The sequence below is a fragment of the Hypericibacter terrae genome (assembly GCF_008728855.1).
Taxonomy (GTDB): domain Bacteria; phylum Pseudomonadota; class Alphaproteobacteria; order Dongiales; family Dongiaceae; genus Hypericibacter; species Hypericibacter terrae.
In genome coordinates this window covers 4,195,734-4,217,765 of the sequence record NZ_CP042906.1, presented here as the reverse complement: position 1 = coordinate 4,217,765, position 22,032 = coordinate 4,195,734, and the positions used below count along the sequence as shown (strand labels likewise).

The following is a 22,032-nucleotide window of genomic DNA, read 5'->3' as shown; positions in this document are numbered from 1 at the left end:
GAAGCCGTACCCCTCGCCTACCCCCTAGCTCTTTCAGATCGCTTCGCTCTACTTCCAAGCTGCGACCGAGGTCGACGATCTCGGCCTTTAACTTTCATTCCGGGCGTTAGTCCGAGCGAGGACCATGCTCTCCGAACGCGCGATTCAATCGATCATTCAGGCGCGCCTGACCGAGGCGCTGGGGCAGGACTCTCACGCGCTCAAGGGCGCGCGGATTTCGGCGCTGCAGCGCTATCGCGGCGAACCCGACGGGCGCGAGCGCGAGGGGCATTCGCAGGTGGTCTGGCGCGACGTCGCGGAGTCGGTCGATTCCGTGATGCCGCAGCTGATGAAGATCTTCGCCGGCAGCGAGCAGATCGGGCAGTTCCAGCCGCAGGGGCCGGAGGACGAACCCGGTGCGGCGCAGGCGACCGACTATGTGAACTGGATCTGGTCGAGCCAGAACAACGGCCCGATGATCCTGCATCACTGGCTGAAAGATGGGCTGCTGCAGCGCCTCGGCGTCATCAAGGTCTGGTGGGACCGGACCGAGCGGCGCCGGCGCGAGACCTATCGCAGCTTGACGGCGGAGGAGCTCGATGCGCTCGAGATCGGCGAGGACGACCGGGTGGTCTGGCAGCAGGAACGGGCCGAGGACATCACGGATCCGATCTCGGGGCAGAGACTGACCCTGCAGGTCCATGACCTGGCGATCGACCGGGTCGAGGAGGAGGGATGCGTGCGGATCGCCGCGATCCCGCCCGAGGATTTCGGCTGCGACCCACGGGCCGTCTGCGACGAGGAGATGGCGTTCGCGTTCCATCGCTGCCGCAAGACCGTCTCCGACCTGATCGAGATGGGCGTGCCGAAGGCGAAGGCCCTGTCGCTTCAGCCGGGCGACGACGATCTCGATACCGAGAAGTCGGCGCGCCGGCATCCCGACCAGGACGACAGCGCCGGCGATGGCGAGGCGAGCCTCGATCCGGCCATGCGCTCGGTCTGGGTGGCCGAATGCTATCTCAAGCTGGATGAGGACGAGGACGGGGTCGCGGAGTGGCGCAAGATCACGGTCGCGGGGCCCTCCTCCGGCGTCGAGATCCTGTTCGACGAGGAGGTGGACGGCCATCCCTTCTGTTCCTGGACGCCCTTTCCGACGCCGCACAAGCTGATCGGCGAGAGCCTCGACGACAAGGTCGGCGACATCCAGGAGGTCAAGACGGCGCTGATGCGCCAGGTTCTGGACAATCTCTATCTGACGAACAATCCGGGGCTGGGCGTCACGGAGCGGGTCAATCTGGGCGACGCGCTCGACCGCGAGATCGGCGGCGTGGTTCGGGTCGAGGACCAGGCGGGTCCGGTCGGCAATCATATCATGCCGATCACGGTGCCCTTCACGGCGGGCGCCTCGCTCAGCGTGATGGAATATATCGACCAGGCCAAGGAGATGCGCACCGGTGTCAGCCGGATGACGCAGGGACTCGATGTCGACGCCATCAACAAGACCGCGACCGGCGTCAATGCGGTGACGAATTTCAGCCAGGAGCGGATGGCCCTGATCGCGCGGGTGTTCGCCGAGAGCGGGTTGAAGCGCGCCTTCAAGAAGACCCTGGAGCTGGTCTGCAAATATCAGGACAAGGCCAAGATCGTCCGCTTACGCAACCGCTGGGTCCCGATGGACCCGCGCGCCTGGTCGGACCAGATGGATTTCGCCGTGACGGTCGGGATCGGAACCGGCAACAAGGACCAGATGCTGGCGCATCTGCGGGCGATCCTGGCGCTGCAGGTGCAGGCGATCCAGTTCCAGGGCGGGGTGCAGGGACCCCTCGTCACCCTTCCCAACATCCACAACACGTTGTCGCGGCTGGTCGAGAATGCGGGGCTGAAGGCGCCGGAGCTGTTCTTTGTCGATCCGGCGGCCGCAGCGCCGCCGGCACCGCCCGCGGCATCGGCGCCGCCGGCGCCCGATCCGCGCGCGACGATGCTGCAGGCGCAGCTGCAGATCGAGCAGGCGCGGGCCCAAGGCCAGATGCAGATCGCGGCGATGAAGGTGCAGGCGGAGATCGAGCTGGACAAGCAGAAGGCCGCGGCGCAGATCGAGATCCAGCGCATGAAGGCGGAGGCCGAGGCGGCGCTGGCGCGGGTCAAGGCCGGACTCGAGCATGAGCGCAAGACCGCGGAGCTGGGGGCCGAGGCCGGGCTCGAGGCGGCCAAGGCGGCGCTCGGGAGCGGCGGCGGCGAGCTCAGGAGCGTGGGATGAATCTCGACCGGGCCCGGCGCGTGGCCGCCCTGCTGGACGACCAGGATGTGCGCGAGGCGTTCGAGACGATCGAGCGCGACATCCTCGCGGAATGGCGCGCCGCCCTCGATGCCGAGAGGCGCGAGGAATGCTGGCACGATATGGGCGCGCTGATGCGGCTTAGGGCGCGGCTCAAAGGGTTTGCGGGGGATTTGAGGAAGGGCGAGGCGAGGGGAGATCCGGCGAGGTAAAGCAAATCTCCCGGGCGCCCCTCCCCCTGCCCCCTCCCGCAGGTGAGGGGGTGTGGTTTCTATTTTCCCGCTTCTGGCTCCTCATGATATCGAGGGCAGGTTCCGGGAGCTGGGGCGGACTCCCACCCCATTGCCTGCTAAACTGGCCCGGACAGGAACTGCTGCATCGCGCCATCCGAGGCACCTGCCCCCATGCCCGAAGAACGTATTCAACGCCGTCTTGCCGCCATCCTGGCCGCCGATGTGGTCGGCTACAGCCGCATGATGAGCGAGGACGAGTCGGGTACGCTGGCGATGCTCAAACAGCGTCGGCAGGAGGTGCTGGCACCGCTGGTGAGCCAGCATGGCGGCCGGATTTTCAAGCTCATGGGCGACGGGGTGCTGGTGGAATTCCCCAGCGTCGTCGATGCCGTGCAATGCGCGGTGGATGTCCAGAAGGGAATGGCGGCGCAGAATGCGGCGCTGCCGGCGAACAAGCAGGTGCTGCTGCGCGTCGGCGTCAATCTGGGCGACGTCATCGTGGAGGGCAGCGACCTCTATGGCGATGGCGTCAATCTGGCCTCCCGGATCGAGGGCCTGGCCCAGCCCGGCGGCATCTGCCTGTCCGACACGGCGCACCACCATGTCGCCTCCAAGCTGTCCCTCGACTATCACGATATGGGCGAGCAAAGCCTCAAGAACATCGCCAAGCCCGTTCGCGTCTATAGCGTGGGTCCCGGCGCGGTCTCTGCAGGAAGCGACGAACAGCCCCAACAGCGGGACAAGCCGGCCATCGTGGTGCTGCCTTTCACGAATATGAGCGGCGATCCCGAACAGGAGTTCTTTGCCGACGGCCTGACCGAGGACATCCTCACCGAACTCTCGCGCTTCCGCGAGCTTCTCGTCATCTCCCGCAACACGTCGAGCCGATACAAGGGCAAGGCGGTCGAGGTGAAGAAGATCGCCAAGGAGCTGGGGGTGGACTACCTGCTGGAAGGCAGCGTCCGCAAGGTGGGCAACCGGGTGCGCATCACCGTGCAGCTGATCGATGCGGTGGCCGATCGCCATATCTGGGCCGACCGATATGATCGGGATCTGGCGGATATCTTCGCCATGCAGGACGAGGTGACGTCGTCGGTCGTCGCCACATTGCCGCGCCGCGTGGAATCGGCGACGCGCGAACGCGCCGCCAACAAACCGACCGAGAACATGGCGGCTTATGAATGCGTGTTGACGGGAAAGCTGCTCCATCACCGATCGAACAAGGCGGACAATGCAGCAGCCCTGGAGATGCTGGAGCGCGCCACCAAGCTGGACCCCAAATATGCCCATGCCCATGCCTGGCTCGCCTGCACGCTGGGTCAGTCCTGGGTCAACGGCTTCTGTGCCGATCGCGACGCGACCTGGAACAGAATGCTGGAAGAACTGCAGACGGCCTATGCGCTCGACAGCGACGATAGCGACGTGCACCGGATCCTGGCCGCCGTCAGCCTGGCGCGCGACGATTTCGACAAGGCGACCTATCACCAGGAGCGGGCGCTCACCCTGAACCCGAACGACGACCTGGTTGTCGTGCAGCAGGGCGAAGTGCTGACCTGGCTGGGGCGGCCCGAGGAGGGCATCGACTGGATCAAGAAGGCGATGCGCCTCAATCCCTATCACCCCGAGCGCTTCTGGAATCACCTCGGGCGGGCCTATTTCGTCGCCCATCGCTACGCCGAGGCGGTCGACGCCTTCAAGCGCATCACCGCCCTGGATCACACGCATCACGCCTTTCTCGCCGCGGCCCATGCGCAGATGGGCAACCAGGCGGAGATGCGCAGTCACGCCGGCGACGTGCTGTCACTCAAACCGGACTTCACGGTGGAAAGCTATCTTCCGACTGTCCACTACAAGCGCCCGGAAGATCGCGACCATCACCGCGCCAGCCTGCTGAAGGCCGGCCTGCCAGCGTGAAGGCCGCCATCGGGGGTCCGGGGAGACGAGGCGAGTGCCGATACTCCCCGCGGTCATCGCCGCGACAGCGGTAATCCAATGTCGGTCCCGTGCACCAAGCTGAAGGGTGGCCTCCGTTTTCGGGGGTAACAGGCGAGAGCGAAAGAAAGATAGAAACGCCCACCTCTCCCAGCTCCCGGTAAGGCTTCGCTTCGCTCAGACTAACCCTACGCAACCCTCTCCCCCTCAAAAGGGGGAGAGGAAGTCCGACGAGGCAGGAGCGCAAAGTCATCTTCAGTCGAAGATGTCGAAGATGCTGAGGCCGCGGCGGCGCTTGCGGCGGTAGCCGTCGTCGTCCGAGCGACGATCGTCGTCATCATCGTCGCGGTAGCGCCGTCGTTCCGAGCGTGGCGCGGGGTCATCGCGCAGATCGCCACCGGAGCCGTCGTCGCGGGCGGCCGCCATCAATTTCTCGAGCTCGCCGCGATCGAGCCATATGCCGCGGCAGGTCGGGCAGAAATCGAACTCCACGCCGGAGCGGTTGAGGGTCTGCATGTTGGCGCTGTCGTTGGGGCAGACGAGCAGGGGCATCAGCGGTCTCCTTCGATGGCTGGGGTTTGACCGGGCGCGCGGGTGCGCCACAGGGAGTAAAGGACGCCGGCGGCGAGGATCGCGAAGGTGATTCCCAATGACCATTCCGCCGGGAACTTGGTCCAGCCGAAGAGATCGGCAAGGAAGATCTTTGAACCGATAAAGACGAGGAGCACGGCCAGGGCCTGCTTCAGATAGGCGAAGCGGTGCTGCACCGCCGCCAGTGCGAAATAGAGCGCGCGCAGACCCAGGATGGCGAAGATGTTCGAGGTGTAGACGATGTACGGGTCGGTGGTGATGGCGAAGATCGCCGGAATGGAATCGACCGCGAAGATCAAGTCCGTGACCTCGATCAGGACGAGGGCGAGAAAGAGCGGCGTCACATAGGTCGTGAGCCGCCCGGTTGGGGCGTGGGGCAGGCGGACGAAGAAGCGTTGGTCATGGAGCCGATCGGTAACGCGCAAACGCCGCCGCAGCAGTTTCAGGACCGGGTTTTCCCCAAGATCGGCATCCTTGCCGCTCCACCACAGCATCTTGATGCCGGTGGCGACGAGGAAGGCGGCGAACAGATAGAGCAGCCAGGCGTATTCGGAGACCAGGGACGCTCCAAGACCGATCATGACCGCGCGAAGCAGGATGGCGCCGAGGATGCCCCAGAACAAAACGCGGTGCTGGTATTGGCGGGGGACCGCAAGGTAGGCGAAGATCATGGCGATGACGAAGAGATTGTCCACCGCCAGACTCTTCTCGACGATAAAGCCCGTCACGTAGGCAATCGCGTCCTCGCGGCCGAGCTGGGCCCAGACGAAGCCCCCGAAGGCGAGGCCGAGCGCGAAATAGAGCCCCGAGAGCAGAAGGCTCTCGCGGATGCCGATTTCGTGGTTATCGCGGTGAAGGATGCCGAGATCGAAGGCCAGCAGCAGGGCAACGATGCCCAGGAAGGCAAGCCACATCCAGAGCGGCTGACCCAGAAACAGAACCGTCAAGAATTCCATCGCTCCCTCGACTCTTGAGAGGGCGGCTCGACGTCGAGCGGTGGGGAGAGGCACCGGACCCGGCATCGAGCTCACCCGATGCGGTCCGACATCACGACGCAACGGCGTCGTCAGAGGGGCCCGGCCCGCGGCATGTAGGTAGGGGCGGGCGCGGCAGTGTCAAGGGAGGGGCATCTTCGCTTTTTTCTCCCCCTCCTTTGGAGGGGAGAGGCAGGTGAGGGGCTGCTATAGGAGTAGCTCACCTATCTCAGTTTCGGGAGAGCGCGGGCGTTGCTCGCGTCAACCCTTGGCACCCCTCCCCCGCTCAGGCGGATGGAAGGGTTAAAAAAAGGCGGAGCGAGTCCACCCCCGCCCCAGCGCCTCCCGCGTCCAGCCTCGCCAAGGCTTCGGCAGACAGGAGGGAAGGGGGTGTGATTGTTCTCCGATCAATAATGCGAGCAGCCGCTGCCTTTGTTGATGCAGGCGACGTTGGCCTGCGCGTTTTTCAGGTCGTAGTCGGCGTAGTAGTTGGTGCTCGCGATCATTTCCTTGCGGTCGTGATCGGTGAGGTCGGGGTTCTTCTGCAGGACCGTCGTGTGACAGCCTCGCCAGTCCTCGATCTTCGACATGTAGCCGTCCATCTCGCCCAGGCAGGATTTCCGGTCGGTGGCGGTGCCGCCGTAGAGGATCACCTGCAGGGTGCAGGGGGGTTCTTCCGGCGGAACGCTGGATTTGCACATGTCCGGGACCGTGGCGGCGGGCGGCAGGCTGGCCTGCTGGGTGCTGGAGCAGGCGGCGAGGAGGGTGCCGGCGACGAGGGCGAGCGTGGACAGGCATCGGGCAGTGCGAGATGGCATCGGCTTGCTTTCCCCTGAAGCGTGACAATGGCGCAATGAAATTCCGGCAAGCGGACCAAAGGCGACCCGCTTCCCCAGGCCACTCCGGAAACCGGGCCTGCCCATCGATATCCTATGATCTTGACGACGCGCAGAAACGTAAAGGGTCTTGTGCTAATCGGGCATGGCCAACAGAGTGAGGCTCTGAATCCTCGATCGCGGCCTTGGGCGCGGTCGCTTCGTCTTCGGGGTGCCATGCCGGACATCGTCAAATTGGCGTTCCTGGGAGATCTCATGCTGGGGCGCGGTGTCAGCCGCAAGCTGCGCAGCCAGCCGCCGGAGTCGTTTTGGGGCGATTCGCTCCCGATCCTGCATCGGGCGGATGCCGTGATCGCCAATCTGGAATCGCCGATCACGACCAGTGCCGACCGCTGGCGGCGGACCTGGAAGTTCTTCCACTTCAAGGCGGATCCCGAGGCGGTTCGCATCCTGACCGCCGGCAATGTGCGGTTCCTGTGCCTGGCCAACAACCACATGCTGGATTACGGCGAAGGCGGCCTGCTCGACACGCTGGAAGCGCTCGACCGGGCCGGCATCCGCCATGCGGGCGCCGGCGGAACCCTGGCCGAGGCGTCAAGGTCGTCCATTCTCGATCTGCCGCGATTGAAGGTGGGTTTGATCGCGGCGACAGACAACATGCCGGAATTCGCGGCGACGCCGGAACGGCCGGGGACCAATCACCTCCGCTTCGGCTCTCCGTCCAGTCTCGATTGGATCGAGCGCTCGGTCTCCGATCTGCGGCGCGCCGGCGCGGGGCTGATCGTCCTGTCGGTCCATTGGGGGCCGAACATGCGCATCAAGCCGAACAAGAGCTTCCGCCGGTTCGCGCATGCGGCCATCGAGCGCGGCGTCGATGTCCTGCATGGCCATTCGGCGCATGTCGTCCAGGCGATCGAGCGCCACGGGCGCGGCGTCATCCTCTACGACACCGGGAACTTCATCGACGATTATTGGAAGTTTCCGTTCCGCTACACCACCTGGTCCTTCATCTTCAATCTCATCGTCGAGGATGGGAGGCCGGCGCGATTGCAGCTGGTGCCGATCCTGATTCACGGGTCGCCGCTCGGCGTGGCGACCGGCGAGGTCATGCAGGCGATCACGAAGAATATGAGATCGCTCTGCTCGGCCTTCGGGACGACGCTGGCCGACGGCGAGGACGGGTTGGAGATCGCGCTGAGTTGACGCGGCTTCGGGCGGGAGAGGTGATCGCTAAGTTTATGTGATCGCTGCGCTCTACTTCTAAACTTTGAGCGAGATCGATGATCGATGTTTCGCGCTCCGACTGAGCGCGTACCCCTCCCCCTACCCCCTCCCGCGAGGGGAGGGGGCGTGGATTCTCTTTGAAACAAGGAAATCGACATGACCGAGACGACGGCGACGCCCGAGAGGGCACCCGGCGATGGCAGCGGCGCGCGCGAGCGGGCCGATTATGTGGTGGCTCTGCTCGAGGCGGAGCGCCAGGCCGAAAATGACGACGAGACGAACGATGCCGGCGATCCGGCCGCCATGTCCGACCTGGACACCGGCCTGCCCGGCGACACCGACGATCGGTCCGACGATCCGGGTCCCAGCGAGCCTCCGAGCGACCCCGCTCTCGTTCCCGAGCCCGAGACCTTCACGGTCCGGGTGAATGGCGAGGAGATGCCGGTCACGCGCGACGAGCTGCTGCGCGGCTACTCCCGAACGCAGGACTATAAGCAGAAAACCGCCCGCCTCGCGGAGGAGCGGCGCTCGGTCGAGTCCGAGCGCCAGGCTCTCGCGGCGCAGCGGCAGCAACTCGAGCAGACCCGGGCCCAGGCTTTTTCCCTGGCGCTCGAACATGCCACGGAAGACGCCTTGACGGTGGCCCGCGGCGCCAAGACCGACTGGTCGGCGCTGTCGCGGCAGGATCCGGTCAAGGCGCAGAGCGATTGGTTCGAATACCAGGCGGCCCGGGAACGGGTCGGCCAGGCCATCCTCCAGGCCCGTCACCAGGCCGCGACCCATCAAGAGGCCGCGGTCCGACAGGCGATCGCCCAGCAGCAGGAACATCTGGTGGGGCAGGCCCGGGCGACGCTCGACGCGATCCCCGAGCTGCAGGATGCGGCCCGCGCGCCGGCGCTGCTCGCCGACCTCAAGCATTATCTGGGGACGGTGGGGTTCGATGCGGCGGAGCTGGACGGGATCTCGGATCATCGCCTGATGGTCGTGGCCCGCGACGCGATGCTCTATCGCCAGATGCTGGCGAAGCAGCGGTCGGTCGCGGCCAAGAAGCTGGCCGAGGCGCCGCGGGTGATGAGCCCGAAGCGCAGCGACGCCAGATCTGCCGACGCCGACGAGCTGCGCAGCCTCCGCAAGCGGGCCCAGGAAACGGGAAAACTCCGGGACAATGCCAACTATGTCCTGGCCAAGCTCAGGAGCCAATGAACCATGACGATTGTCGCGAATACCTATCTGACGTTCTCCGCGATCGGAAATCGCGAGGACCTCGCCGATACGATCTACAACATCGACTCCGTCGAGACGCCGTTCCAGAAGGCGATCGACAAGGTGAAGGCCAAGGCGACCCTGCATGAATGGCAGACCCAGTCGCTGGCGGCCGCTGCCAACAATGCCCAGCTGCAGGGCGACGACGTGTCCTTCACGGCCGTGACGCCGACCGTGCGGCTGACCAACCGGACCCAGATCAGCCGCAAGGAAGTGGCGATCGCGGGGACGCAGGAGGCGGTCGACAAGGCCGGCCGCGAATCCGAGCTGGTCTATCAGCTCATGCTCAAGACCAAGGAGCTGCGCCGCGATATCGAGGTGGTGCTGACCGGGAACCGCGCGCCGGTGACCGGCAACTCGACCACCGCGCCGCAGCTTCGTCCGCTCTGCTCCTGGTACGCCACCAACGACAACCGCGGCGGCTCGGGCGCGGACGGCTCGACCTCGGCCGGCGCCACCGACGGCACGCAGCGGCCTCTGACCGAGGCGCTGCTCAAGGGCGTGCTCCAGCTCTGCTGGGCCGCCGGCGGCTCGCCCGACATGATCATGGTGGGGCCCTTCAACAAGACGGTGATCTCCGGCTTCGCCGGCAATGCCACCCGCACGATCGACGCGGCCAAGGGCAAGCTGGTGGCCGGGATCGACGTCTATGAGGGCGATTTCGGCACGCAGAAGGTGGTGGCCTCGCGCTTCTCGCGCGACCGCGACTGCCATGTGCTGGACACGTCGCTCTGGGGCCTCGCCACTTTGCGGCCGATGAAGACGGAGGACCTGGCCAAGACCGGCGATGCCGAGAAGGCGATGGTCCTCACCGAATACACGCTGGAGAGCCGGCAGGAAGCGGGCTCGGGCGTGGTGGCGGATCTGACAACGAGCTAACCGTGATCGCTAAGTTGATGTGATCGCTACGCTCTTCTTTTAAGCTTCGGGCGAGTTCGGTGATCGGGGTTCCGGGTTCTGCGGGAGGCTCGCCTCCCGCAGGCTTGGCCGGAAAGAGGTGTCTATATCTCGTCCTGCGCCGGTCCTATGATGGCGGCGGACCGGATCTGGCGAGGAGGCTGGCATGCCCATCATCCAGAACACCGACGCGCAGGAGATTCCCTGGCGCCCCGGCTACCGCAACTTCGTGCTCGCGGGCCGCGACGAGGGCCTCACCTGTATCGCCGGCTACAGCGTGATCGAGCCCGGTGCCGGCGCGCCGCTTCATGCCCACCATGACGTCGACGAGATCTTCATCCTGCTGGAAGGCACGCTCGACTTTCAGCTCGGCGACGAGCGACGGCTGGTCGAGGCGAACCACACCATTGCCATCCCCGCCGGCGTGCCGCACTCGTTCGTCGCGGTCGGTCCGTCGCCGGTGCGCATGTTCACCTTCATGCCGCGCAATCGCGCCATTGCCGAGGCCACGACCTATTTCGAAGGCGCACCCCCACCGGGAGCGGGGCAGCATTGAGGCTGCGGCCGGCCGGAAAGCCGAGAAGGCGGTGGTGCCGACCGGGTGCACGCTCGAATGCCGGCAGGAAGCGGGCTCCGGCGTGATGGCGGATCTGGCGGCTTCCAAAAGATCGCTTCGCAAGTCGATGTGATCGCTTCGCTCTACTTTTAGGCTTCGAGCGAGATCGATGATCGACACTTCGATGTTTGCTAGAGGCGACCCGTCCCCCTACCCCCCTCCCGCAGGGGAAGGGGGCGAGGATGAGGGCGCAACCTTTCCACTGCCATCCTCGGGCCGGAGACCTGATTCAGATCAAGCCGGCTGGAGCGCCTGGGGCGTAGCCTGATGCCAGGCTCGAGCCAAAGGTCGAGCGCGTTGTCGGGAGAAAAGCATGACAAGGTTGCGCCTGCATGCGGAACGTCACCTTGTCGCCCGGATCGGATGGCTGCGGGCGGCGGTCCTGGGGGCCAATGACGGCATCGTTTCCACCGCGAGCCTGATCGTCGGCGTCGCCGCTTCGGCGGCAGCCCAGCATGAAGTCCTGATTGCGGGGGTGGCCGGGCTGGTCGCGGGCGCCATGTCGATGGCGGCTGGCGAATATGTATCGGTCAGCTCGCAGTCGGATACCGAGAAGGCCGATCTCGCGCGAGAGACCAAGGAGCTCCGTGACCAAAGCGAGTCCGAGCATAAGGAGCTCGAGGCCATTTATGTGAAGCGCGGTCTCGACCCGGATCTCGCCAAGAAGGTCGCGCAGCAACTGATGGTCAAGGATGCCCTTGGCGCCCATGCGCGCGACGAGCTCGGAATCTCCGAGGTCACCATGACGCGTCCGATCCAGGCTGCCCTGGCCTCGGCTGGAACTTTTTCCGTCGGCGCCGCGATGCCGCTGCTGATGGTGGTGGTATCGCCGAGCGCAATCCTGGTTCCGGTCGTTTCCGTGGCGTCGCTTGCGTTCCTGGCGCTGCTGGGTGCGGTCGGTGCCCGAGCGGGCGGTGCCGGCATGGTCAGGCCCATGCTGCGCGTTACCTTCTGGGGTGCGATGGCGCTCGGGCTGACGGCGGGAATCGGCGCTCTTTTCGGGACCGTGGTCTGAGGTTCGCCTTCGCCCGCGTTGGCGCGAGAAGAGGCCGGTGTTACCGCAGGTGCGCGAGCCCACCCGAGTCTGAACCGAAGAGACTCTAGTGGGGCACCAGACCGCTCGGCGGCAGGGGGGTCTTGCCGCGGATCGCGTCGGCGAGTTTTTCCGCGAGCATGACAACCGGGGCATTGAGGTTGGCCGTCACGTTGTGCGGCATGATCGACGCGTCGACGACGCGCAGTCCTTCCGTCTCATGGACACGGCCCTCGCCGTCGGTCACGCTATCCTCGCCCACGCCCATGCGGCATGACGAGCAAGGGTGGTACTCCGTCGACGCCGCGCTTCGCAGCCAGGCCATGATTTCGTCGTCGGATTGAATATCGGGTCCGGGCGCGATTTCCGCCCGGCGCAACCCGTCAAATGCCCGCTGCGCCGCCATCTCCCGGGTGCGGCGCATGCCGTCGATCATGATCCGCCGGTCTCTCTCGGCGGCGAAGTAATTGAAGACGATGGCGGGATGCTCGGAGGGGTCGGCGGATTTCAGAGTCACATGCCCGCGCGACTCCGGCCGCATCAGGCCCATCGAGAACATGAAGCCGTCGTCGAAGTTCGCCTCCGGGTCGCCCATCTCGGCGGTCAGCGGATAGAACTCATGCTGGATGTCGGCATAGTCGGCCCTATCCGACGAACGAAAGAAGCAGCCGGCCTCACACATCGTCGAGGCACCCAGCCCCGACTTGAACAAGAGCCATCGGAGGCCGATCCCGTAGCGTCTCAACCCCTTAAGCCGATGCGACAGGGAGAGGCCCTCGGGAGTCGAATATTGGATAGGGACGATCTGGTGATCTTCGAGGTGCCGACCGACGGCGGGCAGGTCGGCGACGACGGCAATGTCGTGGGATCGCAACTGCGCCGCGCTTCCGACGCCGGAGAGCAGGAGAAGCTGCGGCGAGTTGATCGCCCCCGCGGACAGGATGACCTCGCGCGAGGCTTCGTAAGTGGAGATCGTCCCGCCGGTTTGAGCCTCTACCCCGACGGCCCGCCTTCCGTCGAAAACGATCCGTCTTGTCAGGGTCCTGCTCAGGACGGTCAAGTTGGCCCGATGGCTCACCGGATGCAGATAGGCTGCCGCAGAGCTGCAGCGGCGGCCCTTGCGCGTAAAGCTCTGCGCAATGTGGAAGCCCTCATGCCGGGCGCCGTTTTGATCCTCCGTCCGTTCGTAGCCAGCTTCTACGCCGGCTTCCAGGAAGGCTCGATAGAGAGGGTGGGTCGCCGGACAGCGTTCGATCGACTGCGGTCCATCGCCGCCGCGCCATTCGTTCGCGCCTCCTACAAAGGTTTCCATTTTCTTGAAGTAGGGCAGGCAGTGGGCGAACGACCAGGTCGGAAGGCCCTCCGCCGCCCAGGCATCGTAGTCGCGTGGGTTGCCGCGATTGGCGACCATACCGTTGATGGAGGAAGAGCCACCGAGCACCTTGCCGCGGTGCTCGATGATATGGCGGTTCTCGCAGAAGACCTCCGGTTCGGTGACGTAGGCCCAGTCCAATCGGGGATCCCGCGCCGCGATGGGGGCAGCCGCCGGCATCTGGACGATCAGGTGGTTGTCACGTCCGCCGGCCTCGATCAGGAGTACGCGCACGCCCGGGTCCGAACTGAGTCGGTTCGCGAGCACGCATCCGGCCGAGCCGGCGCCCACAATGACGTAGTCGTATGAAGTCGCCATCCTTCGCGTCCCCCGCCGTCGCGATTCATTGAATCGAAGTTATCTCATTTGATCCGGCGGCCGCCATAGCACGGGCCTATAACCGGACGGCCGGTTAGGGCTTGGTACCTGACGTGCGCGATGACCTGCCGGTATTCCGAGTTTGACCTTGAACAGACCTTGCTCCTCCGTGTCTCCCAGTCGGGGCTACTCCGGTGGCAGGTTCAGCGCGCAAGGTCGCGTCTCGCGCCACGGGGTGAGTGCTGAGGTCCGGCATTCTTGCTGAATGTCCCGAGCGCACGCGGCCCGCAGCGGCGATCCCGCGTCGCCGGGGGCAGGCCCGAGGCGCCACATGCCTTTCAAAAACTCGACCAAATAACAATCCTCCGCTCTTGCGAGCGGGTTTTGACTTGTGGTCAAACAGGATTGACGTCTTGAGCCGAATCGGTGTGCAATTGTCTTTGCCACCGATGGCCAAGCAATAAGAACACCCGATCTAACGGGTCCCAAGAAGAATGAACAAGCAGCGCCCACGCCGCGCCTCCCATTGGCATTACCACTGCGACAACTCTGCCCCGCGAGCGTCCAGTGATGGCGTGCTGGCGGCAACATGGGAGATTGACCATGCAATACGCGATTGTTGATGGCCAACGGCTGGGGGCCTCGCCCAGACTTATGGGCACATGTCCGATTTGCGGTGCCGTCATGACGCCGAAATGCGGAAGATTCAGAGTGGAACATTGGGCGCATCCCCCAGGGAGCGTCGATCACCGGTGGGAGCCCGAAACTGAATGGCACCGAAATTGGAAGGGGTGCTTTCCCGTCGAGTGCCAAGAAATTGTCCATCGCGCGAGCAACGGCGAAAGGCATATCGCAGACGTGAAGACCGGGCATGGGCTGGTGTTAGAATTCCAGCACTCGCCTATCTCCGAACTAGAACGCCGCTCTCGCGAAGAGTTCTATAGACCGATGGTTTGGATGGTGAATGGTCAAAGACTGAAGTCGGACAGACGCCAGTTCTTTGAGTCATTGCGCTGCGGGAGGCTCGTGAGTGCCAGTCCCTTGACTTGGGTTGCGCCGGTGGAAGAGTGCGTCCTTCTACAAAAATGGGCTGACAGCCGCGTGCACGTTTTCTTCGATTTCGGAGAGATCGAAGACCAAGGCGACGTGTTTCGCTTTGGGGCGCCGGTCCTATGGGCTTCGGATCCGAGAAGTCGGAAGGGCAAGGCCGTTTTGCAGCCAGTTTATCGGAAGACCTTTTTAGAATCCGTGATCAAGGGCGAGCTCCTCAAGGGAATCTTCTTGAGGGTGCTTCAACGCCGAGCGCGATCCCGGAGCCGGTTTTAACGTGAGGCGCAGTTGGGGCCCGGCATGATCCCCACACACCATGAGCGACATGTCGGTTTCTGGCACTTCTGCGACATCGCCAGAGACGCAAACGAAGGCCGCTTCGAGCCCGGGAACGGACATCTTTGCTCTGTCCCGGGCAAAGCTCGCTTTGTGTGTTCACGGCCTGACAGTAGAGCGGGCGAAGCCCGCGGGCGCGAGGGGCAGCGGGAGAGGAATGGAAGACTCATGGCCCGAAAGCTCTATCTCCAGACCCGCGACGGACTGGTCGAGCATCTCGTGGCGGATTCGTCGGTGCGGGGGCCTATGCGATCGAGTATCGGTCCGATGTCACGGCAAACCTCGAGGCCAACAAGGCCGAGTTCAACGCGCCGGGCCGGGCGATCGACGGCATGGGCCGGAAAGTGGCCTCGATCCCGAATGCGGTCGCGATGATCTGGCTGACGCGCTATGGCGTGGATGTGTTCAGGAAGGATCATGCGCCCGCGGTACGGAGGCTGCTGAACGATCCGGAATGGCGGCATTTGCGGACGGCGCCGGGGAGGATCTAGGCACAAGCCGAGCAAAGCGGGCTCCCTCGGGGCCGTTCACCGGGCAACGGACGAACCCGAGGGGCTGGTGCAGGCGCCGGCGGTTCTGCCAGACTGCGGAACAGGGCCCGGCTCCCAGGAATGGCGTCCTGGCCGGCCCCGCGGGGGGAGCCGCAGCGGCAATGAAACTGACCGTCGGCGACAAGAGCCAGGACAATCCGACCCAGCAGGATATCGAACAGGCCGTCGAAGCGGCGCGCCGGGGCGGCGATGACATCATCGCGCTCGAGGCCGGCGAGGCCTATCTCGAAGCCCTTCACGAAGGGGACGGGCGTTTCAGCCTCGGCTTTGGCGACCCCACCGGGCGCTTCGACACGGCGGAGCCGGTCGACGCCGCAACGACCAGGTCCATTCTCGTCAAATATAACGCCGGCGACGCGAGCTGGCGGCGCGAGTGCCGCCTCCTGCCCGCGGCGAAGTCGCCCGCTGGGCGCAAGCGGATCGGCTCCGAGCCGCCGGTCTGGGCGATCGGGCTGGTGGCGGTCGCCTTCTTCGCCTTCCCGCTGCTGGCGCTGCTGCCGGATTCCTGGAAGGAAGGATGGCTTTCCGGGATCGGCCCCGTCTGGCTGGTGGCGGGCCCGATCACGGTCATGCTGCTGGCCCTGCTGGCGCACAAGCTGCTGCAGGTGCGCCGCGCCGCCGCCTGGCCGCAAGCGGCGGGCCGGATCACGCGATCGGAGGTCGCGGCCCGGCACCGCCAGCATAGCGACCGGCCGACCGAGGTCATCAACGAGCCGGCGATCGAATATGAGTTCACCGCCAACGGCACCAAATATACCGGCACGCGCGTCAGCATCGGCGAGGACAGCGGCGGCGCCAACACCGAGGCGACGTTGGCGCGCTATCCCGTGGGCGCGACGGTGATGGTCCATTACGACCCGGCCGATCCGGGGAACTGCGTGCTCGAGCGCGAGGTGCCCAAGGGCGTGGCGAAAGGCTGCCTCGCGATCCTGGCCGTGCTGGCGGTCCTGGGCTACGGGATCTACCGGTTCGGCGGTCCCGCCCTGACCTTCCTCGAGGCGAGGATGGGCGAGGACCGGAGCCGCATCTTCCTGATCGCGGGCGGCGCGGGACTCTTCCTGCTGCTCATGTTCATCGGCTCCCGGAAGAGCGCGAAGCAGGGCTGGAACTGGCCCAGCGTGCGCGGCAAGATCGTGCAGAGCGGGACCGAGAGCTATCGCGAGCAGGTGAACCACCGGAGCGTGGTGCGCTATGCGCCGGTGGTGGAGTATGCCTATGCGGTGAACGGCCACGACTATCGCAGCCGGCAGCTCCGGCCGCTCGCGGTGCAGATAGGCCGCTCGCAGGCGGGTGCGGAGAAGATCGCCTCGCGCTATCCCGAAGGCCGCGAGGTCGAGGTGCATTACGATCCCGCCAATCCGGGCAATGCGGCGCTGGAGCAACCGAACGCGCCCTGGTTCCTGCTGGTGCTCGCGCTGATCTGCTTCGGGGGCGCGGTTTATGTGAGCGGGGTGCTGGGGCCGCTTTGAAGCTCCGGAGCCTTTGATCTCGGACATCAGCTCTGTCCTGAAGCAACCCCTCCCCCTACCCCCTCCCGCAAGGGGAGGGGGCTTGGTCATTCTCTAATGCTTTCTCCTCGTGGCTCCCGCGAGGGGCGGTGCTTGATCGTCTTCTGATGCTGCTTCTTCCTCGCCCCCTCCCCTTGCGGGAGGGGGTAGGGGGAGGGGTGTCTCAATCTCAAAGGAGTTTCTCTTCATGCCCATCAATATTCTTCAGCGTGACGACGGGTCGATGACGTTCGGTGGCGACGATCCGACGGTCGGGTTCATCAACGAGACCACCGAATGGGTGGCGACCTCGGTCGACAAGGTGTTCTTCGTGGCGACGCGGCCCTATCGGGTGAAGGCCATCAGCGCGCGGCCGACCGTGGCCGGCACGGACGGCTCGGCCGTGACGGCGACGATCCGCAAGGCGGCGTCGGGCACGGCGATCGCGTCGGGCACGGCGCTGCATTCGGGATCGATCGACCTCAAGGGCAGCGCCAACACGGTCCAGGACCTGGCGCTTTCCGCGACCGCGACCGATCTCGACATCGCCGACGGCGACTGCATCGGGATCGACTTCACCGGCACGCTCACCTCGGCAACCGGCGTGGTGACGGTCACGCTCGCGCCGAAATATTCCTGAACCGAAGGAGAGCGGCCATGGCGGGGAATCCCAGCCTGCAGACGACCTATCGCCAGGGGACCCATCAGAAGGTCGCCTTCACCGGGACGGCCGGCACGATCGCCAACGGTTTCGGGGCGCAGACCAAGACGGTTCGCGTGATCGTCACGGCGGCGGCCTGCGTCAAGATCGCGAACAGCCCGACGGCGACGACGTCCGACATGTATATGGCGGCCAACCTCCCGGAATATTTCACGGTGACGCCGGGCCAGAAGGTGTCGGCGGTGCAGATCTCCGCGGGCGGCGACCTGCATGTGACCGAGATGGATCAATGAGGTGAGGGGGAAGCGGTAAGATGGCGCTGGCGAGTTATGCCGCCCTCAAGGCCTCGGTCGCGCGCCGGCTGGGCCGCGAGGGCGACGTCGCGCTCGAGAGCGAGCTCGACGACTATATCGACCTGGCGGAGGCGCGGTTCCAGCGCGAGCTGCGGCTGCGGGCCCAGGAGCAGCGGGCGACCGCCACGCTCGACCAGGCCTATCTGGACCTGCCCGCGGATTTCCTCGAGCTCCGCAGCATCCAGCTCAATGCAGATCCGGTGGGTTCGCTCGACTGCGTGAGCCCGGAGATCATCGACCGGTCCTACCCGCAAGGCACGGCGGCGCGGCCGAGGGTCTATGCGATCCTGGGCAGCGCATTGCAGTTCGCGCCGCCGCCGGACCAGGATTATCAGGTCGAGATCGATTACTGGAAGCGGTTCGAGGCGCTGTCCGACAGCATCACGACCAACTGGCTCCTGGCGAACGCGCCCGACGTCTATCTGTTCGCGACCCTGGCGGAAGCGGCGCAGGCCACGGGCGACAGCGCGCTGTGGCAGGAATATGAGGCGCGCCTCGCCGCCGCCCTCGACAAGCTCAAGGTGTTCGACCGGCGGGCGTCCTACAGCGGCGCCACATTGCGGGTGCGGCCGCGGCCGCAAAATGTCAGATGAGCCATACGCCTTCGTCGTCGCCGATGAAGGGAGCCGAGCCGGCTTTGCGCAGATAGTGAGGGTTTATTCATGACCGTCCAGCTTTCGACGACCGTCCGCAATGCGCGGTTGGACAGCATCGAATCCACGATCAGTACGGCCCCGATCCTTACGATCCGGACCGGAGCCCCGCCGGCGAACTGCGCAGCCGCGAACAGCGGCACGGTCCTGGCGACAGTCACGCTGCCCTCGGACTGGATGGCTGCGGCGTCCGGTGGCTCCAAGGCGCTTTCCGGAACCTGGCAGGACAGCGCGGCCGACAATGCCGGCACGGCAGCCCATTTCCGTATCCATGACAGCAGCGGCACGACCTGTCACATCCAGGGTACTGTGACGGCGACCGGCGGTGGCGGGGACATGGCCGTCGACAACGCGGTCTTCGCGGCCGGTCAGAACTTCACGGTGACGAGCTTCACGCTCACGGACGGGAATGCTTAGTCCCAATCCTTGGGGTCATAGACGAGAGGAACGTCACTATATTCGGGGTATTCCGTCGCGATCCGCTCCATGCGGCGTAACCCGAGAATCAGGCGCTCATGGCAGAGAGTCTAGTCGGCCCCAATCGGCTCGCAAAAGTAGCAATTGCGACAAGGCCATTAGTGTTCGGTCACTTTCGCCCTGGCCATCTGATACCGGAGTTTAGCCCAAGCCTCGGACTCCTTAAGGAGGCGCCGGGTTAGGGCCCGATGTGCCTTGGCAATTTCGGCCTTCCGATCATCTGGGAATTGGCTCACCCACCATGCCAGATCGTTAAGCATGAAGTGGGCGTGGCCGATACGAGCCCAGGCTTTCCGCTCGTCGATCTGCATTTGGGTCGCCGCATCCTTGGCATTACGCTTCTGGATCTCGGGGCTTCGGTTTTCTTCGTGATGGCGCCAGCGGACAAGCGGCTCCGGCATTATGCCGAGCCCGCGCTTCAGTAGAGCGCGGAACGATACGATCTGATCAATCCGGCGAGTGGGTGGTGTCGGTTCCGGGAAGTCCCGGAATAGCTCCATGCGCCAAGCCAGCACGGCGCCGAGCTGCGCTTGGTTGCGACCGATGACGCTTAATTCCTCGATGGAGGGCTTCGGCAAATTGCCCGGGTCCAGTCGCAGGCGCTGACCGTTGCCGTTTCGGTCGATGATGGTGGCGTTGCAGGCTGTCGCGGCGAGGTCATCGTCGATCATTCGCTTGATCTGCATCTCGACGCGTTTCGGCTCGAATATATCGTCGCCGTGACCGAGGACGACGAATTCGGTCTCGACGAACGGCAACAGATCACGGACATGACCGATGGCAGTGTTGGCGCCATTCCGCCGGACAATCACCCGATGCGGGCCCGAATACCCCGCTACCACACCTTCGATGACGGCGAGAGTGTCATCGGTCGAGCAGTCGTCGGAAATGATGATCGTCAGCGCCGGATAGGTTTGGGCGAGAGCGCTTCGGACCGATGCTTCGATGAAGCGGGCCTGATTGTAGGCTGTCAGCAAGAACGTAGCGGGCTGCATTCTAACCCCATGTTCCAGGCGCCGTAGCGCCGTCAGATGGAGAATATCAGATGTCACTTCAGGGCTGGCAGGAAACCCTTATCACGGCCCAGGGCGATGGCTCTGTCCTGACGGCGGCTGCGGCTGCGAGCTGCTTGCCGCCGGCGGCCAAATTCACCCTTCCGGCCAATTTCTTCTCGGCTGTCGGCAAGGCCGTTAGGATCACAGCGGCGGGGCGCATCTCCTGCGCCGTGACGACCCCTGGCACGGCTCGGTATGACGTGCGCTTCGGCGGCACTGTTGTGTTCGATAGTTTGGCCATGAATCTCAACATCGTGGCCAAGACCAACGTCCATTGGGTGCTCGAGTTGCTACTGACCTGCCGGGCGATCGGCACCAGCGCCAATCTCATGGGCCAGGGCACATGGCGGTCGGAAGCGGTCATCGCCAGCCCGCTCTCTACCGCGGGCGGCAGCGGCGAGTTCATGATCCCCTATAACACCGCGCCTGTCGTCGGAACGAATTTCGACAGCACGGCCTCCCAGGTGGTGGATCTATTCTTCACCCAGACCGTCGCGACGGGCTCGATGACGCTTCACCAGTACGTTCTGGAATCGCTGAACTAGGCATTTCGGCGGAGCCGACCTCATGGCGCGCACGGGCTGGTCAACCTCAAATTTTCTTCGATATCCCAGCGCCATTCTATCGGTCTATCCGCTCACCATGGCGGCGTGGTGGTGGCCCACTATCAATACCGGCGGCGCGGCTCTCCAGAGCGTCCTCAGCGTCCTGAATTCGACTGGCGCCGATAACATCAATCAATTCAAGATCGGCCAGTCGAACGGCGGTGTTTCTTTCTTGGCTGCGGACAGTGTCAGCAGTAACAGCGCGACGACAGGCGTCAATTCGACGCTGAATACTTGGAATCATCTCTGCGGTGTGGGCACCTCGGCGACCGACCGCGCCATATTCCTCAATGGCGCCAACAAGGCCACGAATGCCACCAGCCGCGCGCCATCCGGGTTGGACCGGGTATCCGCCGGAAAGCAGGACAACGCGGCGAACAACAAGGTGTGCGACAACGCCTCGATAATCGCCGAGTGCGCGATTTGGAATGTGGCGCTCTCCGATACCGAGGTTGCGTATTTGGCATCCGGTATCAGTCCCAAGGCAATCCAGTCCGCCGCTTTGGTGGCCTACTGGCCGATGATAGGCGACTGGAATCCGGAAAATGATCTAATCGCCGGGCAGAACTTTACGATTAACGGCACGCTGTCGCGGACCACGCATCCGAACCTGCCGCCTTACTATATCGGTCAGCCGTCAATACTCGTTCATCCTGGGCGGGGGCCGTCAAACCGGGGCCGGTTCCTCCGGACTTTAGGTGGCGGTGCCACGCCGCTGGGGACGGCTTCCCTCTCGGTCACCCTTGCCGACGCGACGTTGGCATCGGCGGCCAAGCTCGCCATCGCGGGCACGCTCTCGCAGACGCTGGCGAACGCAACGCTTTCATCGGCTGCGACGGTCAAGATCGTCAGCGCGCTCGCCGTGACGCTGGCCAATGCGACTCTATCATCGGCCGCCGCAGTCCAGATCAAGGCTGCACTGGCGCGGACATTGGCGGATGCCTCGCTGTCGTCCGCCGCTCGGCTCGAGATCCAGGCCGTCCTCGCCGCAACCCTGGATGACGCCACGCTGGCCTCGATCGCGCAAAGCATTATCCACGGCAACCTCGGCGTGACGCTGGAGGAAGCGGTGCTCGTTGCGACGGGCAATGACGGTTGGACCCGTTTCAGCGACGCTGACGGTGCCTGGTCGAACATGCAGGGTTCTTCCGAGATCTGGGCGCCGGTCGGCAGCAATCCCACGCCCTGGATACCGAGGGGCGAAGGGTCGAGCGGATCATAGCCTTCAGCCGGCCGGGTCGCGCCGATATCTGCCGCCAGG

At 64.8% G+C, this 22,032-nt stretch carries 21 protein-coding genes; 16 read left to right on the top strand and 5 right to left on the bottom strand.

Going from position 1 to position 22,032, the window contains the following annotated elements; genetic code table 11:
• Positions 1-124: 124 nt before the first annotated feature.
• From FRZ44_RS19380 to FRZ44_RS19370, 3 genes are all read left to right on the top strand, one after another.
• Positions 125-2,236, top strand: a complete 2,112-nt coding sequence (locus FRZ44_RS19380) for a portal protein (RefSeq protein WP_151178730.1) — start codon at positions 125-127, stop codon at positions 2,234-2,236.
• A complete protein-coding gene (locus FRZ44_RS19375; protein WP_151178729.1) occupies positions 2,233-2,466 on the top strand; it encodes a hypothetical protein in 234 nt (77 codons plus the stop codon). The genes FRZ44_RS19380 and FRZ44_RS19375 overlap by 4 nt, the downstream gene beginning before the upstream one ends.
• A gap of 192 nt (positions 2,467-2,658) precedes the next feature.
• Positions 2,659-4,401, top strand: coding sequence for an adenylate/guanylate cyclase domain-containing protein (locus FRZ44_RS19370; protein WP_151178728.1), 1,743 nt, complete (start codon positions 2,659-2,661; stop codon positions 4,399-4,401).
• A 273-nt stretch (positions 4,402-4,674) separates the two neighbouring features.
• Here FRZ44_RS19370 and FRZ44_RS19365 read toward each other — a convergent pair whose 3' ends face one another.
• The 3 genes from FRZ44_RS19365 to FRZ44_RS19355 all read right to left on the bottom strand — a co-directional run bounded on the left by FRZ44_RS19365 (position 4,675) and on the right by FRZ44_RS19355 (position 6,802).
• The gene (locus FRZ44_RS19365) at positions 4,675-4,971 is read right to left on the bottom strand and encodes a TFIIB-type zinc ribbon-containing protein (RefSeq protein ID WP_151178727.1); all 297 of its coding nucleotides are present in this window, start codon (positions 4,969-4,971) and stop codon (positions 4,675-4,677) included.
• Complete coding sequence (locus FRZ44_RS19360) at positions 4,971-5,966, bottom strand: TerC family protein (RefSeq protein WP_151178726.1); 996 nt, start codon at positions 5,964-5,966, stop codon at positions 4,971-4,973. Before FRZ44_RS19360 ends, FRZ44_RS19365 begins: the two co-directional genes overlap by 1 nt.
• Positions 5,967-6,391: 425 nt before the next feature.
• The gene (locus tag FRZ44_RS19355; RefSeq protein ID WP_151178725.1) at positions 6,392-6,802 is read right to left on the bottom strand and encodes a hypothetical protein; all 411 of its coding nucleotides are present in this window, start codon (positions 6,800-6,802) and stop codon (positions 6,392-6,394) included.
• A 234-nt stretch (positions 6,803-7,036) separates the two neighbouring features.
• Here FRZ44_RS19355 and FRZ44_RS19350 point away from each other — a divergent pair, with 234 nt between their 5' ends.
• The 5 genes from FRZ44_RS19350 to FRZ44_RS19330 all read left to right on the top strand — a co-directional run bounded on the left by FRZ44_RS19350 (position 7,037) and on the right by FRZ44_RS19330 (position 11,835).
• Entirely contained in the window at positions 7,037-8,023 is a 987-nt protein-coding gene (locus tag FRZ44_RS19350; protein WP_151178724.1) for a CapA family protein, read from the top strand.
• Between the two features lie 177 nt (positions 8,024-8,200).
• Entirely contained in the window at positions 8,201-9,247 is a 1,047-nt protein-coding gene (locus tag FRZ44_RS19345) for a hypothetical protein (protein ID WP_151178723.1), read from the top strand.
• 3 nt (positions 9,248-9,250) lie between these two features.
• Positions 9,251-10,186 carry a DUF5309 domain-containing protein gene (locus FRZ44_RS19340; RefSeq protein WP_151178722.1) on the top strand — a complete coding sequence of 312 codons (936 nt, stop codon included), beginning with the start codon at positions 9,251-9,253 and terminating at the stop codon, positions 10,184-10,186.
• Positions 10,187-10,370: 184 nt separating this feature from the next.
• Positions 10,371-10,760, top strand: coding sequence for a cupin domain-containing protein (locus tag FRZ44_RS19335; RefSeq protein WP_151178721.1), 390 nt, complete (start codon positions 10,371-10,373; stop codon positions 10,758-10,760).
• Positions 10,761-11,133: 373 nt separating this feature from the next.
• A complete protein-coding gene (locus tag FRZ44_RS19330; RefSeq protein ID WP_151178720.1) occupies positions 11,134-11,835 on the top strand; it encodes a VIT1/CCC1 transporter family protein in 702 nt (233 codons plus the stop codon).
• An 85-nt stretch (positions 11,836-11,920) separates the two neighbouring features.
• Here the strand turns inward: FRZ44_RS19330 and FRZ44_RS19325 are convergent, their stop codons facing one another.
• Positions 11,921-13,543, bottom strand: a complete 1,623-nt coding sequence (locus FRZ44_RS19325; RefSeq protein ID WP_151178719.1) for a choline dehydrogenase — start codon at positions 13,541-13,543, stop codon at positions 11,921-11,923.
• 1,718 nt (positions 13,544-15,261) lie between these two features.
• On the opposite strand from FRZ44_RS19325, the gene FRZ44_RS27100 reads away from it, so the two are divergent.
• The 6 genes from FRZ44_RS27100 to FRZ44_RS19300 all read left to right on the top strand — a co-directional run bounded on the left by FRZ44_RS27100 (position 15,262) and on the right by FRZ44_RS19300 (position 19,051).
• Positions 15,262-15,420, top strand: a complete 159-nt coding sequence (locus FRZ44_RS27100) for a hypothetical protein (RefSeq protein WP_191908196.1) — start codon at positions 15,262-15,264, stop codon at positions 15,418-15,420.
• A 161-nt stretch (positions 15,421-15,581) separates the two neighbouring features.
• Entirely contained in the window at positions 15,582-16,949 is a 1,368-nt protein-coding gene (locus FRZ44_RS19320; protein ID WP_151178718.1) for a DUF3592 domain-containing protein, read from the top strand.
• A gap of 226 nt (positions 16,950-17,175) precedes the next feature.
• Positions 17,176-17,607, top strand: coding sequence for a hypothetical protein (locus tag FRZ44_RS19315; protein WP_151178717.1), 432 nt, complete (start codon positions 17,176-17,178; stop codon positions 17,605-17,607).
• Positions 17,608-17,624: 17 nt separating this feature from the next.
• Complete coding sequence (locus tag FRZ44_RS19310) at positions 17,625-17,921, top strand: hypothetical protein (RefSeq protein WP_151178716.1); 297 nt, start codon at positions 17,625-17,627, stop codon at positions 17,919-17,921.
• A gap of 20 nt (positions 17,922-17,941) precedes the next feature.
• Positions 17,942-18,574: a phage adaptor protein gene (locus tag FRZ44_RS19305; protein ID WP_151178715.1), complete on the top strand. Its 633-nt coding sequence runs from the start codon at positions 17,942-17,944 to the stop codon at positions 18,572-18,574.
• A gap of 69 nt (positions 18,575-18,643) precedes the next feature.
• Positions 18,644-19,051, top strand: coding sequence for a hypothetical protein (locus FRZ44_RS19300; protein ID WP_151178714.1), 408 nt, complete (start codon positions 18,644-18,646; stop codon positions 19,049-19,051).
• Positions 19,052-19,209: 158 nt separating this feature from the next.
• Here the strand turns inward: FRZ44_RS19300 and FRZ44_RS19295 are convergent, their stop codons facing one another.
• Positions 19,210-20,088 (bottom strand): glycosyltransferase, encoded by an 879-nt coding sequence (locus FRZ44_RS19295; protein WP_263641898.1) that lies wholly within the window; start codon positions 20,086-20,088, stop codon positions 19,210-19,212.
• 68 nt (positions 20,089-20,156) lie between these two features.
• On the opposite strand from FRZ44_RS19295, the gene FRZ44_RS19290 reads away from it, so the two are divergent.
• Together FRZ44_RS19290 and FRZ44_RS19285 are read left to right on the top strand one after the other, a co-directional pair.
• The gene (locus tag FRZ44_RS19290) at positions 20,157-20,711 is read left to right on the top strand and encodes a hypothetical protein (RefSeq protein ID WP_151178712.1); all 555 of its coding nucleotides are present in this window, start codon (positions 20,157-20,159) and stop codon (positions 20,709-20,711) included.
• 22 nt (positions 20,712-20,733) lie between these two features.
• A complete protein-coding gene (locus FRZ44_RS19285; protein ID WP_151178711.1) occupies positions 20,734-21,993 on the top strand; it encodes a LamG domain-containing protein in 1,260 nt (419 codons plus the stop codon).
• The last annotated feature ends 39 nt before the right edge of the window (positions 21,994-22,032 follow it).

Bases quoted from the DNA above. Each gene is read 5' to 3' on its own strand.
- FRZ44_RS19380 (WP_151178730.1), top strand. From the start codon at position 125: ATGCTCTCCGAACGCGCGATTCAATCGATCATTCAGGCGCGCCTGACC.
- FRZ44_RS19375 (WP_151178729.1), top strand. From the start codon at position 2,233: ATGAATCTCGACCGGGCCCGGCGCGTGGCCGCCCTGCTGGACGACCAG.
- FRZ44_RS19370 (WP_151178728.1), top strand. From the start codon at position 2,659: ATGCCCGAAGAACGTATTCAACGCCGTCTTGCCGCCATCCTGGCCGCC.
- FRZ44_RS19365 (WP_151178727.1), bottom strand. From the start codon at position 4,971: ATGCCCCTGCTCGTCTGCCCCAACGACAGCGCCAACATGCAGACCCTC.
- FRZ44_RS19360 (WP_151178726.1), bottom strand. From the start codon at position 5,966: ATGGAATTCTTGACGGTTCTGTTTCTGGGTCAGCCGCTCTGGATGTGG.
- FRZ44_RS19355 (WP_151178725.1), bottom strand. From the start codon at position 6,802: ATGCCATCTCGCACTGCCCGATGCCTGTCCACGCTCGCCCTCGTCGCC.
- FRZ44_RS19350 (WP_151178724.1), top strand. From the start codon at position 7,037: ATGCCGGACATCGTCAAATTGGCGTTCCTGGGAGATCTCATGCTGGGG.
- FRZ44_RS19345 (WP_151178723.1), top strand. From the start codon at position 8,201: ATGACCGAGACGACGGCGACGCCCGAGAGGGCACCCGGCGATGGCAGC.
- FRZ44_RS19340 (WP_151178722.1), top strand. From the start codon at position 9,251: ATGACGATTGTCGCGAATACCTATCTGACGTTCTCCGCGATCGGAAAT.
- FRZ44_RS19335 (WP_151178721.1), top strand. From the start codon at position 10,371: ATGCCCATCATCCAGAACACCGACGCGCAGGAGATTCCCTGGCGCCCC.
- FRZ44_RS19330 (WP_151178720.1), top strand. From the start codon at position 11,134: ATGACAAGGTTGCGCCTGCATGCGGAACGTCACCTTGTCGCCCGGATC.
- FRZ44_RS19325 (WP_151178719.1), bottom strand. From the start codon at position 13,543: ATGGCGACTTCATACGACTACGTCATTGTGGGCGCCGGCTCGGCCGGA.
- FRZ44_RS27100 (WP_191908196.1), top strand. From the start codon at position 15,262: ATGGGCCGGAAAGTGGCCTCGATCCCGAATGCGGTCGCGATGATCTGG.
- FRZ44_RS19320 (WP_151178718.1), top strand. From the start codon at position 15,582: ATGAAACTGACCGTCGGCGACAAGAGCCAGGACAATCCGACCCAGCAG.
- FRZ44_RS19315 (WP_151178717.1), top strand. From the start codon at position 17,176: ATGCCCATCAATATTCTTCAGCGTGACGACGGGTCGATGACGTTCGGT.
- FRZ44_RS19310 (WP_151178716.1), top strand. From the start codon at position 17,625: ATGGCGGGGAATCCCAGCCTGCAGACGACCTATCGCCAGGGGACCCAT.
- FRZ44_RS19305 (WP_151178715.1), top strand. From the start codon at position 17,942: ATGGCGCTGGCGAGTTATGCCGCCCTCAAGGCCTCGGTCGCGCGCCGG.
- FRZ44_RS19300 (WP_151178714.1), top strand. From the start codon at position 18,644: ATGACCGTCCAGCTTTCGACGACCGTCCGCAATGCGCGGTTGGACAGC.
- FRZ44_RS19290 (WP_151178712.1), top strand. From the start codon at position 20,157: ATGTCACTTCAGGGCTGGCAGGAAACCCTTATCACGGCCCAGGGCGAT.
- FRZ44_RS19285 (WP_151178711.1), top strand. From the start codon at position 20,734: ATGGCGCGCACGGGCTGGTCAACCTCAAATTTTCTTCGATATCCCAGC.